The organism is Amycolatopsis orientalis DSM 43388, assembly GCF_000411975.1.
Lineage (GTDB): Bacteria > Actinomycetota > Actinomycetes > Mycobacteriales > Pseudonocardiaceae > Amycolatopsis > Amycolatopsis orientalis_D.
In genome coordinates, this window is the sequence record NZ_ASXG01000004.1 from 1 (window position 1) to 12,723 (window position 12,723).

A 12,723-nucleotide genomic window follows, 5' to 3' on the forward strand; every position below is an offset into this window, starting at 1 on the left:
CGCTCTTCCGATCTCTTCCCCGGTCGCGGCGGCAGCCGGTGACGAGGCCGCACCCCTCGGAACGGCGGCCTCGTCACCGGCCTGGCCCAGGTCAGCCGTGGTACCCGGCCACGATCTTCGTGAACGCGTACTTCGGCTGCGAGATTCCGCTGCACTCGCCGCCGCCCGAGCAGTCGCGGTTGGTCGCCCAGAAGGTGAAGCGGCCGAGGTGGTGGCTGGCGGCGTAGTCGCGGATCGCGGTGAAATCGGACACCGACACGACCTCGCCGGCGTTGTCCGTCTTGCCGTTCATCGACGACAGGCCCGCGTGCCGGTACGCGGTGGCGCTGTCCCAGCCGAACGTCGACTTGAGCTGTCCGGCGAGGCCGTCCACCGCGGACTTCGTCTTGCCCGCCATGTCGCCGCCGCTGGAGAAGTCGAACGGCATCACCGACCACACGTCCACCGGCGCGCCGATCGCCTTCGCCTGCTTGATCAGCCGCTTGCCCCAGTCGTTCGGGCCGGACGTTTCGGTGCCGATCGTGATCACCACGCGCAGGTTCGGGTTCTTCTGCTTGGTGATCTTGACCGCGTTCAGGATCCGGTCCTGCACGGTCGCGTTCTCGAACTCGTCGGTGTTCTCGATGTCGAGGTCGATCGCCTTCAGGCCGTAGGCGTCGATCACCTTCTGGTACGCCCCCGCCAGGGCGGCGGCCGAGGAGCACTTCGCGCCGAGTTTCGTGCCCGACCAGCCGCCGAAGGACGGGATGACGTCGCCGCCCGCGGAGCGGATGCCCTGGATCAGGGTTTTGTCCGAGCCGGTCAGCGAGCGGTCGCCGTCCCACTTCGGGTTGCACCCGCCGTCCGACAGTACGAACGCGAGCGTGAACGTCTTGATCCCGGTCGCGGACATCGCCGCCGACGCACTGGTCTGCCCCGCCCACTGGTACAGGTACGGCGACGCCAGAACCGGGTCCGGAGCGGCCGCGAGCTGCGGTGCGGGCGCGGCCGTGGCCACCCCGGCCGCGGTCGCGAGGGCCGCCCCTGCCGCCGCCGCGAGCGCGGCCAGCCGACGCACTGAGTTCATCGTGTTCCTCCCACGAGCACCACGGAACACCTCCGGTTTGAGGCGGCGGGATCAACCCGGGAGGAGTGCACCCGGAAGGGTGCGGTCACACACTGGACTAGACCAAATCGGCGTGTCAAGAGCCGCAGCCCGAACGGCGCACCGGAGCGGAAAGCCCGCGCCCGGCCGGATTTCCCCCGTCCGGGCGGGTCCGGAAGTCAGGGGCGGCCGGCGGCGGTCCCCTCGCCGAGCCCGTCGGAGAAGTCATGGTCGCGGGTCTCCGGCAGGGCCTGCACGCACAGGAAACTCAGCACCCCGAGCGCGACCAGCACCAGCGCGACCGGCACCGTCGAACCGGTCGACGCCCACAGGCCGGTCGAGATCAACGGCACTACCCCGCCGCCGATCACCCCGGCGACGCTGTACGCGATCGACGCGCCGGAATACCGGTAGCGCACCCGGAACAGTTCCGGCAGAAACGCGCCCGTCGGCCCGTACCGCATCGCGAAACAGGCCATGCCGCCGACGAATCCGAGCGTCAGCAGTACCGGATTTCCCGTCTGCAGCAAGGCGAACAGCGGAAATGCCCACCCCACAGAAACCGCAGCCGCCGCGCTCAGCCGGCGACGGCCCCACTGGTCGGACTTCATCGCGAACACCAGCGTCGCCACGCCCATCACCGCGGCCGCGATGAGCAGGCTGATCAGGACAGTCGTGCGCGGGATGCCGAGCGTGGTCGTCGCGATCGAAAGACAAAATGTCGTGACGGTACAGAAAGCGCGTGCGCAAGCACGAACGACAACGTCGAAAGCACCAAAACGCGCGGTTGTATCCGCACCAGCTCGAACATCGGGACCTTCGCCTGTTCGGACTTGTCCAATGCGGCCTGGAATACCAGCGTCTCGGCGATTTTGATCCGGATGTAGAACCCGACCGTCAGCAGGATCGGCGACCGGAGGCCGAGCGTGCCGTAGTCCGGCACCAGCCCGGCGGCCACTGTGGACAGTCCCATCACGAGCAACGACGTGACCAGCATGGACTTGCGGCCGATCCGGTCGCCCCAGTGTCCGAACAGGATCGCCCCGACCGGGCGCGCGACGAACCCCACCGCGAAGGTGCCGAGCGAAGCCAGCACCCCGGCGGTGGAGGAGAACGTCGAGAAGAAAACCTTCCCGAACACCAGCGCCGCCGCGGTCCCGTAAATGTATAAATCGTAGAACTCGATAGCGGTGCCGATACTGGCTTCGCAGCAACGGTTACGTGCCGGGTTGGGGTCGGTCTGCTTTTGGTCGGATTAGCGAATAATCGCGATGCGCGACATGTCGGTCCGCGCGAGTGCGGTCATTCCGGCTCCCTGTTCTCCCCCGCGGCCCCGTGCCGCCCCGGGGAGAATATCGGGTCACGCGTCGCCGGGCAGCGCCTCCATTTTCCGCTGCAGTTTGTTCATCCCGCCGAGCCAGCGGTCGGTTTCGGTGGCGCGCAAGGCGTAAAAGTCGGCGACCTCGGCGTGCGGCAGCACCAGGAACCGGTTCTCCGCCATCGCGGCGAACAGCGCGTCGGCGACCTGCGGCGGGTCGATCGCGGTCGCGCCCATCAGCAGCTTGCCGCGTTCCCCGGTCTCCTCCAGCATCGCGGTGCGCACCCCCTGCGGGCAGATCGCCTGCACGGTGATGCCGCGGTGCCGGTAGGTGGCCGACAGCCATTCCGCGAACGCCAGCGCGCCGTGCTTCGTGACCGAATACGGAGCCGAGCCGAGACTGGTGAGCACGCCCGCCGCGGACACCGTCGCGACGAACCGGCCCTCGCCGCGCTCCAGCCACGCCGGCAGCAGCAGCCGGGCCGCGCGGACGTGCGCCATCACGTTCACGTCCCACGCCAGCGACCACGCGTCCTCGCCCGCGTTGGCGTCGCCGAACGGCGCGACCCCGGCGTTGGCACAGAAAACGTCGATCGCGCCGAGCGTTTCGCGAGCCGCGTCGATCAGCGCGGCGACTCCGGATTCGCTCGCCACGTCGCCGGCGAACGACGTCCCGCCGACCTCCGCCGCGACCTCGGCCGCCCGGTCGCCGTCGAGGTCCGCGACGACCACGCGAGCCCCGTCCGCCGCGAACCGGCGCGCCAGCGCCGCCCCGATCCCGCCGCCACCGCCGGTGATGACGACCCCGGCGCTCACAGGCCGCCGCCGAGCGTCACGCCGCCGTCGAGAACGACCGTCTGGCCGGTCATCCAGCCCGCCTCGCCGGACAGCAGGAACGCCACCGCGCCCGCGATGTCCTCCGGCACCCCGAGCCGCTTCATCGGATACGCCGCCGCAACCTCCTCCTCGCGCCCTTCGTACAGCGCGGTCGCGAACTGCGTCTTGACGACCGCCGGAGCCACCGCGTTCACCCGGATCTTCGGGCCGAGTTCCGCGCCGAGTTCCTGGGTGAGCCGGATCAGCGCGGCTTTGCTGACGCCGTACATGCCGATGCCCGGCGAAGTCCGGATGCCCGCGATCGAGGCGACGTTGACCACCGCCCCGCCGTGCTCGCCCATCCACGCGTCCCGAGCGGCGCGGATCCACGACAGCGGCGCGATCACGTTGACCGCGAAGATCTTGCTCGCCGCGGCCGGGTCGACGTCCAGGGTGGGCCCGTAAACCGGGTTGATGCCGGTGTTGTTGACCAGCAGGTCGAGACTGCCGAACTTCTCGATCGCGGCGGCGACCGCCTCCTGCTGATGCGCGGCGTCGTCCGCCTTGCCCGGCACCGCGATCGCGACGTCCGGCCCGCCGAGCTGCTCGACGGCCTCCGCGAGCGGCTCCGGCTTGCGCGCCGTGATGCACACCTTCGCCCCGCGCTCGACGAGCCCCTTCGCGATGGCCAGCCCGATCCCCCGGCTGGCCCCGGTGACCAGGGCAACACGATCCTTGAACGACTCCACCACACCGTCTCCTCGTCCGACGTTGGACAGCCACCGCTAAGCGCTTGCTTAGTGGCAGGATAACGGTGCTGGCTCGCCGTGCAACCTCGAACCGCCCCAGTGACGGTCGCGACACAGTCAGTGACCGCCATCGCGGCCCGCCACCTGGGCTCGGGATGGGCGGGTGGCCGAACCCTTGGATGCCGCGTGCGTGCCAAGGTCGCCCGTGCGAGTCGGGACGGCGGCGGGCGGGGGGCGATGTGGCCGCACAGGCTGCGGATCACCGGCTGGCGGTCGTCACCGCGTGGTTCGATCGCTGCGGACCAGCCCAGTCGTTCGTCCCGGACGGGCATCAGGCCGCGGTGCGGGTGGTCCGCGACGCCACCTCCTTGTCCACAATGGACCTCAGAGTGATGAGCGAGAAACCCAGGAAGGCCGGAAACGGCACGGAGACGACGCTCGCCAAAAACCTCTGCGACGTCGGGAACAACGAGCACAAAAAGCTTCAACCGCGAGCAGCGGAGCACACCGGCACGCCGGCCGTCAAGGGGGCGCTCGCCCGCCCCGGACTGGTGGTGTCCCGCCGATGCGCGTACCGTCGGTGCCAGCAGGCTCGAGCCGCGCTTTTCGACCCTGGGTCATGAGGTGCCTTGCCGACGCTGTCCGACCTGCGACCAAGCCTCTGCCCGACGCCGGCGCGCCGACCTGCTCGACGCCGCCCGCCGGTGCTCATGCCTCACCCGTCGGCCGTGTTCACGTGCCCGGCCCTTCCCCAGGAGTTTCTTTTGTCGCGCAACCCAGTACGTTCGCCCAGCACCCGGGCCCCGGTCTCGCCGGTGCTGTTCAGCCATCCGGTCTCGTCCGCCGCCAGGCGCCCGCTCTCCGACGCCGACCAGCGCCGCAGCCGCGGCGTCCGGTTCTCCTCCGGAGCCCCTGCGACGTCGCGCCGATGACCGCTCCGGCGGCGTACGGCAGCCTGCTCTCCGAGATTCGCGAAGCCGGGCTGCTGCGCCGCCGCCACGGCTACTACGCGGCGATCATCACCGCGAACCTGACGGTGTTCTCCGGAGCGTGGGTCGGCTTCGCGTTCCTGGGCGACTCGTGGTGGCAGCTGCTGATCGCCGCCCTGCTCGCGGTCGTGTTCGCGCAGCTGGCCTTCGTCGGCCACGACGCCGGGCACAAGCAGATTTTCCGGACCCGCCAGCCCAACGACGCCGTCGGCGTCGCGCACGGCGGCCTGATCGGGATGAGCTACCAGTGGTGGATCGACGGGCACAACCGGCACCACGCCAACCCCAACCACGAGGACCACGACCCCGATCTCGACATCCCCGCGCTGGCTTTCACCGGCGGGCAAGCCCGCGCGAAACGGGGTTTTCTCCGCTGGATGGCCAAGAACCAGGCGTTCCTGTTCTTCCCCTTGCTCGCCCTCGAAGGGCTCAACCTGCACGTCTCCGGAATCCGGGCGGTGTGGCGCGGCGAGACGAAAAAGCGCCGGCTGGAAGGGGTTTTGCTGACCGCGCACGTCGCCGGGTACCTCACCGCGGTGTTCCTCGTGCTCTCCCCCGGTCTCGCGGTCGCGTTCGTCATGGTGCACCAAGCCCTCTGGGGGGTCTACATGGGATGTTCGTTCGCGCCCAACCACAAGGGAATGCCCACGATGACCGGGCAGCCGGCGGACTTCCTGCACCGGCAAGTGCTGACCTCGCGCAACATCCGCGGCGGGAAAGTCGTCGATTTCGTGCTCGGCGGGCTGAACTACCAGATCGAGCACCACCTCTTCCCGAACATGCCCCGCCCGCACCTGCGCCGCGCTCAGCCGATCGTCGAGCGCTTCTGCCGCCGCCACGAAATCCCGTACGCCCAAACGGGTCTGCTGCCCTCCTACCGGCAGGTCCTCGGCCACCTGCATCAGCTCGGCGCCCCGCTGCGCGCTGCGGATCGAGTCCGCGGCGACTGAGCCGGCTCAGCACACCGTCGCGGACGGGAGCGGTCGGCCCGGATCGAGCCGCGGCAGTGCACGGAACAGGATTCAGCGCCGAGTTCGGGACCGGGGCGGACGCGCGTGCTGCTGTGCCCGGGCGCGGACGTCCGGGCACAGCAGCTCCGCGTCAGTGCGCTGCCTTGACGAACTTGTCGGTGTAAGTCCTGCCGAGGTCGATCTGCTTGCCCTTCACGTCCGGGTTGAACGCCTGCAGCACGGCGAGGTTCGTCTTGGGACCGTCCGGGGGCATGATCCCGGTCGGGTTGTAGATTCCCTTTTCGTTGTCGAAGGCCTTCGCGTAAGCGTCCTTGCCGGGACCGGCGTAGTAGTCGGCGGGCATCACGTCGGCCAGCTGGGCGCCGTTGTGCGCCTGGATCCACTTCAGCGCCTCGACGTACGCGTTGACCAGTTTCTGCACCACGTCCGGGTGGCTGTCCACGTACTTCGTGGTCATGTACAGCGAGGTCGCCGGGTACTCGCCGCCCAGCTGCTGTTTCGTGCCGGCTGCCGAGCGCATGTCGAGCAGGATGAACGCGGCGCCTTGGGCCAGCGCGGTCGAAACGGTCGGCTCGGTCGTCATCGCGCAGTCGACGTTGCCGTGCTGCAGGGCGCCGATCAGCGTGGCCCCGGACTGGACGCCGACCCGGTGGATCTTCGCCGGATCGACGCCGTTCTTCTGGGCGAGGTACTGCGTCAGGAAGTCGGTCGACGAGCCGAGGTCGGTCACGCCCAGGTTGCGTCCGGCCCAGTCCGCGGGCGAATGGATCTGCCCCCGCACCTCCGGGCGGCACAGCTCGACCTCGCCGGGGGTGGTGAGCATCGAGACCACGGACTCCAGCGACTGGCCGAGCCCCTGCATGGCGATGGTGTGGTCGTAGAACCCGCCGACGCCGTCGACCTTGCCCGCGATCATGTTCGTCGTCGCGTCGACGCCGGCTCCCTCGTCCTGCAGGGTCACGTTCAGCCCCTGCTTCTGGTAGTAGCCGAGCCGCTGGGCGAGCATGAACGGCAGATAGATCTGCTTGTTCAGGCCGCCGACCATGATGCTCACCGGGGTTCCGGTTCCGCCGGTCGAGCTGGTGCCGGCGTTCTGGCTCGCCTTCGAGGCACAGCCGGCCACGGCGAGCAGCGCCGCCGCGAGAACGGCCGCCAATTTCTTCGCGGACACGGGCATCTCCTTTGTTCGTGCGGGAAAACGGGGGTTCACAGGTCCGGTCCGGACAGCTGCGCGGGCCGCCAGCGCAGCAGCCGGCGTTCGAGGCGGGTGATCAGCCATTCGGCCAGCAGCGCGACGATGCCCATGATCACCATCGCCGCCCAGACGCCGCTCGCGTCGAACGTGCCCTGTGCGTTCTTGATCAGCACGCCGAGACCGGCGTAGCCGCCGAGGAATTCGCCGACGATCGCGCCGATCAGCGCGAACCCGAAGCTCACGTGCAGGCTCGCGATGATCCAGGTGAACGCCGACGGCAGCACGACCTGGCGGGTCACCTGCCACCGCGAGGCGCCGAGGATGCTGGCGTTGGCGATGAAGGTGCGGTCGACCTCGCGGGTTCCTTGGAAGGCGTTGAAGAACACGCCGAAGAACACCAGCACGATCACCAGCAGGATCTTCGATTCCAGGCCGAGGCCGAACGCCAGGACGAACACCGAGCCGAGCACGATCCGCGGAATCGCGTTGAGCACCTTGATGAACGGCCCGAACACCTCGGACAGGAACCGGATCCGGCCGAGCGCGATGCCGCACACGATGCCGAGCACCGTGCCGATCGCGAACCCGATCAGCGCCTCTTCGATCGTGGTCCAGATCTGGCTGCCCAGCGAACCGATCGCGGTGCCTTCGGTGACCCACGAACGCAACCGGTCGTAGATCCCCGAAGGGAGCCCGTACAGCACGATCGCGTGCTGATCGCCTTGCACGAGCAGCTGCCAGCCGCCGAGAACGACGACCAGCACGGCCGCCTGGACGGTGTGCACCAAGACGGTGCGCGTCCGGCGGCGCGAACGGCGCGCGGCCGCGGCTTCCGTGCCCGCGGCGGCCTTCGCGGGCGATTTCGCTTCGGCAGTCATGCTCCCCCCTCCCCGCCGACCCGGGTGGTCTGCGCGTACGCCAGGTCGACCTCCGTGCGCAGGGCGTCCCAGATCCGCTGGTACAGGTCGACGAACCGGCGCTCGAAGCGGATTTCCTGCACCACCCGCGGGCGCGGCAGGTCGATGGCGAACCGGGCCTTGACCGTCGCCGCCGGGCCCGCGGTCAGCACGACCACCGTGTCCGCGAGCGCGATCGCCTCTTCCAGGTCATGGGTCACGAACACCACGGCGGGCCGGGTAAGTTCCCACAGCGACAGCAGTTCGTCGGACATCTTCGCCCGGGTCTGCACGTCCAGCGCGCTGAACGGCTCGTCCATCAGCAGGATCCGCGGCTCGTTGATGAGATTCTGCGCGAGCGCCACCCGCTTGCGCATCCCGCCGGACAGCTGGTGCGGGTAGCGGTCCTCGAATCCGCTCAGCCCGACCCGGCGGATCCAGTCCCGCGCGCCGGACACCGCCGTCCGCTTCGCGACTCCGCGGAACCGCGGGCCCGCGGAAACGTTGTCCAGCACCGTTTTCCAGGGCAGGATCGCGTCCGTCTGGAACATGAACCCCACCCCGGGCGTGATGCCCGAGACGGGCGCGCCGTGCACCCGGACCGAGCCGGCCGACGGCTGCTCCAGGCCCGCGACGAGGGTCAAGGTCGTGGACTTGCCGCAGCCGGTGGGGCCGACGACCGCGCAGAACTCTCCGGGCGCCACCTCGAGGTCCAGGTCGCGCAGCGCGGTGTAGGGCTGCGGCCCCTCGGTGGCGAACTGCTTCGTGACGTCCCGCATGGCGATGGCGGCCGGTGCGTCGCCGCCGGGCGGTCCGGATCTGGGTGCGTGCACGGGGGCGTCCTCTCGATCGGGGCCGATTCCGTTCGAGGAGGCTAAGAAGCGCCGCGGCGCGGCGGAACGTTGCGTGCGATACCAGCGATCAGTGCGCTTTTCTCGGTTTCTGCTCATTAAGTGCACGCCGGACCGGACGATCCGGGCGTACCGGCCGCGCGTTCTTGGCATCCGCGCGGTCTCGTGGTGTCATGCGGGACGCCCCTATGACAAGTGGCAGAGCGGAGCGATCATGTGGCGGTCCCGTCCTCTCGCCTCGCAGATCCTGCTCGCCGTGCTCGGGATCCTGCTCGCCACCGTCTCCGCCGGGGCCCTGCTCTACGTGAAGCTCGCCGGGCAGACCCTCGACACGCAATACGGCCAGCGAGCGCTCGGGATCGCGAACACCGTCGCGCAGATGCCCGCCGTCCGCGACGCCCTCGCGCGGCGCGATCCCGGCCACGCCATCCAGGCGGAGGCCGAGCAGGTCCGCCGGGCCACCGGCGCGTCCTACGTCGTCGTCACCGACCGGTCCGGACTGCGGTACTCCCATCCCAACACCGCACTCGTCGGCGAGCGCATCGAGGAACCCGTGGCGGCCCTGGACGGGCAAGGCCATCTGGGCATCGACAACGGCAGCCTCGGCCGGTCCGCGAACGGCAAGGCGCCGATTCCCGGCCCCGGCGGCGGGATCGAGGGCCAGGTGTCGGTGGGAATCCTGGAAGAACAGGTCACGAGCGAGCTGGTGAGCGACATCCCCTGGGTGCTCCTCTATTCCGGGCTGGCGCTGGCGATCGGGACGGCGGCGTCCTGGCTGCTCGCGCACCGGATCAAGCGCGCCACCTTCGGGCTGGAGGTCTCCGAGATCGCGGCCCTGCTCCAAGAACGGGAAGCGATGCTGCACGGCATCCGCGAGGGCATGGTGGGGCTCGACCGGCACGGCCGCGTCGAGGTGCTCAACGACGAAGCCCGCCGGCTGCTCGCGCTCCCCTCCGCCGCCCGCGGCCGGGACCTGAGCGAACTCGTGCCGCCCGGCCGGCTCCGCGACCTGCTCACCGCGCCCGCCGCCGACGACGAGGTCGTCCTCACCGACGAATTCCTGTTGGTAGTCAACAAAATGCCGGTCGTCCTCGCCGGGCAGGACGCCGGTTCGGTGATCACCTTGCGCGACCGCACCGAGATGGAAGGCCTGGTGCGCGAACTGCACGCCGTCACCGGCCTGACGACCGCGCTGCGTGCCCAGGAACACGAATTCGCCAACCGGCTGCACGTCCTCTCCGGGCTCCTGGGACTGGGCGAGGCGGAAGAAGCCGGCCGCTACCTCACCGAAATCGCGCACGGTCCCGCCGCGCAGGCGACCGATTTGCGCGCCCGGTTCTCGCCGCCCGAACTCGCCGCGCTCCTTTCGGCCAAGATCGCCATCGCCGCGGAACGCGACGTGCGCCTCGAGGTCGACCCGGGTTCGGGGCTCGATCTCAGCACCACCGACCCCGGCGCGCTCGTCACTGTTCTCGGCAACCTCGTCGACAACGCCGTCGACGCGGTGGCCGGGCAGCCGGGCGAACGACGAGTGCGCGTTCTCGTCGACGCGCTCGGCCCGGACGTCCGCATCGTCGTCTCCGACACCGGCCCCGGCATTCCGGAAGACGCGCTGCACGAGATCTTCGCCGACGGCTACACCACGAAACCCGCGCGCCCGGGCATGCGCCGCGGCCTCGGTCTCGCCCTCGTTTACCGGCTGGTGCGCCGGGCCGGCGGGTCGATCACCGTGGACGGCTCGGCCGGGGCGCGATTCGACGTACTGCTGCCGAACTCCCGTTCCCGCGCCGAGCTCGAACCCGCGGAGCACGCATGACCATCCGGACTCTCGTCGTCGACGACGACTACCGCGTCGCCGCGATCCACGCCGCCAGCATCGACCGCGTGCCCGGGTTCGCCGCCGTCGGCCAGGCGCACACCGCCGCGGCAGCGCGTGCCCGCGTCGAAGAACTCCGGCCGGACCTGCTGCTGCTCGACATCTACCTGCCCGACGAGGACGGCCTTTCCCTGCTGCGCGACCTGCGCTCGGCCGGCACCCCGCCCGGATGCATCGTGATCACCGCTTCCCGGGACCTCGGCACGGTCCGTTCCGCGATCCGTCTCGGCGCCGCCTACTATCTGGTCAAGCCCTTCGGGTTCGAGCAGTTGCGCGAGCAGTTGACGGCGTACCGGAGCTGGTGCGAACGCGCCGCCGGAAGCGGCGAGGTCGACCAGGCCACTGTGGACAGTCTGTATTCCATTCTCCGCGGCGCCGCACCGCGCCCGGATCCGCTTCCCCCGACCATGCGCAAAGTGCTCGACACGCTCCGCCGCGCCGGGGAGCCGCTAGGAGCCGAAGCACTCGCGACCGCACTGGGCATCAGCCGGCCCACCGCGCAACGCCACCTGAGCGAACTGCACCGCCGAGGATTCCTCAGCCTCGAACTGGAATACGGAAGCGCGGGCCGGCCGACCCACCGGTACGCGGTCGCCGCCGAACGCTGATCCGCGCAGCCGGGCGCCCGGCGCGAACCCGGCGAACAGCTCCTTCCGCGCAATCGGCGATATCCCGGGCAGGACAAGGGAATCCGGTTGCTCTGATCGGGTCTTCCGGTGGCCGCCGCGGCCGCGGCGGGCGATCATTCAGCGGAACCGGCGCGACCGGAGCCCCCGGCCGCGCGGCCCGCCCGCCGGAGCAGCGAAGGGATCGCCATGGCCGCCACCGGCCCGATCGACCACGTCGTCGTCCTGGTCCAGGAAAACCACACCACCGACAACTACTTCCGTTCGATGGCCGCGTTCGGCGCGAACGTCGCGACCGACTGGCCGGTCTCCCCCAACCCGCCGAAATCCGACCAGCCGCACGACCGCAAGGCCTACTACCGCTGGCTCACGAAGAAGAGCACCGGGGCGCACGTCCAGTTCGACACGGTCGCCGATCTGCCGTTCTACGCCTGGCTGGCCGCGAGCGGCGCGTTCGTCGAAAACCACTGCGCCGGGTACGGCACCAACTCGACCCCGAACCACCTGCTCATCGTCGGCGGCCAGACCCCCACGCTGCGCAACCCGCCTCGCAGCCAGGCCGACCCGGTGTGGGACATGCCGTCCCTGCCCGGGCTCGCCGCCGACCACGGGGTGAGCTGGAAGGCCTACACCGGCACCAGCGGCTATCCCGTCGAGTTCTACCAGCAGCTCAAGGGGTCGCCCAACATCGTGCGCTCGGCCCAGATCATCGCCGACGCCCAAGCCGGCGCGCTGCCCGCGCTGTCCATGGTCTGGCACGACTCCCCCTACGACGAGCACCCGCCCGCGGACGTCAGCAAGGGAGAGGACGCCGTGTGGCAGGTCGTCGACGCGATCGTGAAGGCCGGGCTCTGGAACTCGACGGTCTTCCTGCTGACCTGGGACGACTGGGGCGGCTTCGACGACCACGTCGCCACGCCGAACGTCGAGATCACCCCGGACGGCGTTCAGCTCGCCTACGGGCCGCGCGTGCCGCTGCTGATCTTCGGCGGACGGGTCAAGCCCGGCATCGACCACCGCTGGTCCTGGCATCCGAGCATCCCGAAAACCGTGATCGACCTGCTGGGACTGCCGAAACTCGGCGTCCCGCGCGTCGACGGCGACCACGGCCTCGCCGACCTCGTCGACCTCTCCGCCGGCGCGAAACTGAACCCTCCGCCCCCGGCGCACGGCACCGCGATCACCCAGCCGGCACCGCCGAAACCCACTCCGACCCCGACCCCGGTCCCGCCGCCCCCGGTCGCCAAACCGGCACCGGTCGGGCCCGTCCTGCTGCGCGGCGGCGGCACGCTGCCCCCGCCGAACGACGTGCCGCTGACCACCCACTGAGGACTTCACGCGTTCGCCTGGGC

Annotated in this window: 13 protein-coding genes; 5 read left to right on the forward strand and 8 right to left on the reverse strand. The window is 70.0% G+C overall.

The window, feature by feature from the left end; all coding sequences use genetic code 11:
• Nucleotides 1-91: 91 nt before the first annotated feature.
• The 5 genes from L942_RS00025 to L942_RS00040 all read right to left on the reverse strand — a co-directional run bounded on the left by L942_RS00025 (nt 92) and on the right by L942_RS00040 (nt 3,967).
• Nucleotides 92-1,066 carry a chitinase gene (locus tag L942_RS00025; RefSeq protein WP_200862659.1) on the reverse strand — a complete coding sequence of 325 codons (975 nt, stop codon included), beginning with the start codon at nt 1,064-1,066 and terminating at the stop codon, nt 92-94.
• A gap of 197 nt (nt 1,067-1,263) precedes the next feature.
• On the reverse strand, nt 1,264-1,716 hold the full coding sequence (locus L942_RS45970; protein WP_326929313.1) for a hypothetical protein: 453 nt from the start codon (nt 1,714-1,716) through the stop codon (nt 1,264-1,266).
• A gap of 32 nt (nt 1,717-1,748) precedes the next feature.
• Nucleotides 1,749-2,282, reverse strand: a complete 534-nt coding sequence (locus tag L942_RS45975; RefSeq protein ID WP_326929314.1) for an MFS transporter — start codon at nt 2,280-2,282, stop codon at nt 1,749-1,751.
• Nucleotides 2,283-2,444: 162 nt separating this feature from the next.
• On the reverse strand, nt 2,445-3,218 hold the full coding sequence (locus L942_RS00035) for an SDR family oxidoreductase (RefSeq protein ID WP_037353123.1): 774 nt from the start codon (nt 3,216-3,218) through the stop codon (nt 2,445-2,447).
• Nucleotides 3,215-3,967, reverse strand: coding sequence for an SDR family oxidoreductase (locus L942_RS00040; RefSeq protein WP_106964749.1), 753 nt, complete (start codon nt 3,965-3,967; stop codon nt 3,215-3,217). The genes L942_RS00035 and L942_RS00040 overlap by 4 nt, the downstream gene beginning before the upstream one ends.
• 239 nt (nt 3,968-4,206) lie before the next feature.
• Between L942_RS00040 and L942_RS44080 the strand changes: the two genes are divergently transcribed.
• Nucleotides 4,207-4,590, forward strand: coding sequence for a hypothetical protein (locus tag L942_RS44080; protein WP_158684394.1), 384 nt, complete (start codon nt 4,207-4,209; stop codon nt 4,588-4,590).
• Nucleotides 4,591-4,895: 305 nt separating this feature from the next.
• Nucleotides 4,896-5,906: a fatty acid desaturase family protein gene (locus L942_RS00045; RefSeq protein WP_037353128.1), complete on the forward strand. Its 1,011-nt coding sequence runs from the start codon at nt 4,896-4,898 to the stop codon at nt 5,904-5,906.
• A gap of 151 nt (nt 5,907-6,057) precedes the next feature.
• Here the strand turns inward: L942_RS00045 and L942_RS00050 are convergent, their stop codons facing one another.
• From L942_RS00050 to L942_RS00060, 3 genes are read right to left on the reverse strand one after another with little or no spacing between them, the layout of a single operon-like run.
• Entirely contained in the window at nt 6,058-7,098 is a 1,041-nt protein-coding gene (locus tag L942_RS00050) for an ABC transporter substrate-binding protein (protein WP_106964748.1), read from the reverse strand.
• A 35-nt stretch (nt 7,099-7,133) separates the two neighbouring features.
• Entirely contained in the window at nt 7,134-8,000 is an 867-nt protein-coding gene (locus L942_RS00055; protein ID WP_037353133.1) for an ABC transporter permease, read from the reverse strand.
• Nucleotides 7,997-8,797, reverse strand: coding sequence for an ABC transporter ATP-binding protein (locus L942_RS00060; RefSeq protein WP_051165631.1), 801 nt, complete (start codon nt 8,795-8,797; stop codon nt 7,997-7,999). Before L942_RS00060 ends, L942_RS00055 begins: the two co-directional genes overlap by 4 nt.
• 286 nt (nt 8,798-9,083) lie before the next feature.
• Here L942_RS00060 and L942_RS00065 point away from each other — a divergent pair, with 286 nt between their 5' ends.
• The 3 genes from L942_RS00065 (at nt 9,084) to L942_RS00075 (ending at nt 12,700) form a co-directional block, all read left to right on the forward strand.
• Nucleotides 9,084-10,685: an ATP-binding protein gene (locus L942_RS00065; RefSeq protein WP_037353136.1), complete on the forward strand. Its 1,602-nt coding sequence runs from the start codon at nt 9,084-9,086 to the stop codon at nt 10,683-10,685.
• Nucleotides 10,682-11,353 carry a response regulator gene (locus L942_RS00070; protein WP_037353139.1) on the forward strand — a complete coding sequence of 224 codons (672 nt, stop codon included), beginning with the start codon at nt 10,682-10,684 and terminating at the stop codon, nt 11,351-11,353. Before L942_RS00065 ends, L942_RS00070 begins: the two co-directional genes overlap by 4 nt.
• Before the next feature lie 207 nt (nt 11,354-11,560).
• Nucleotides 11,561-12,700, forward strand: coding sequence for an alkaline phosphatase family protein (locus tag L942_RS00075; protein ID WP_037353244.1), 1,140 nt, complete (start codon nt 11,561-11,563; stop codon nt 12,698-12,700).
• The last annotated feature ends 23 nt before the right edge of the window (nt 12,701-12,723 follow it).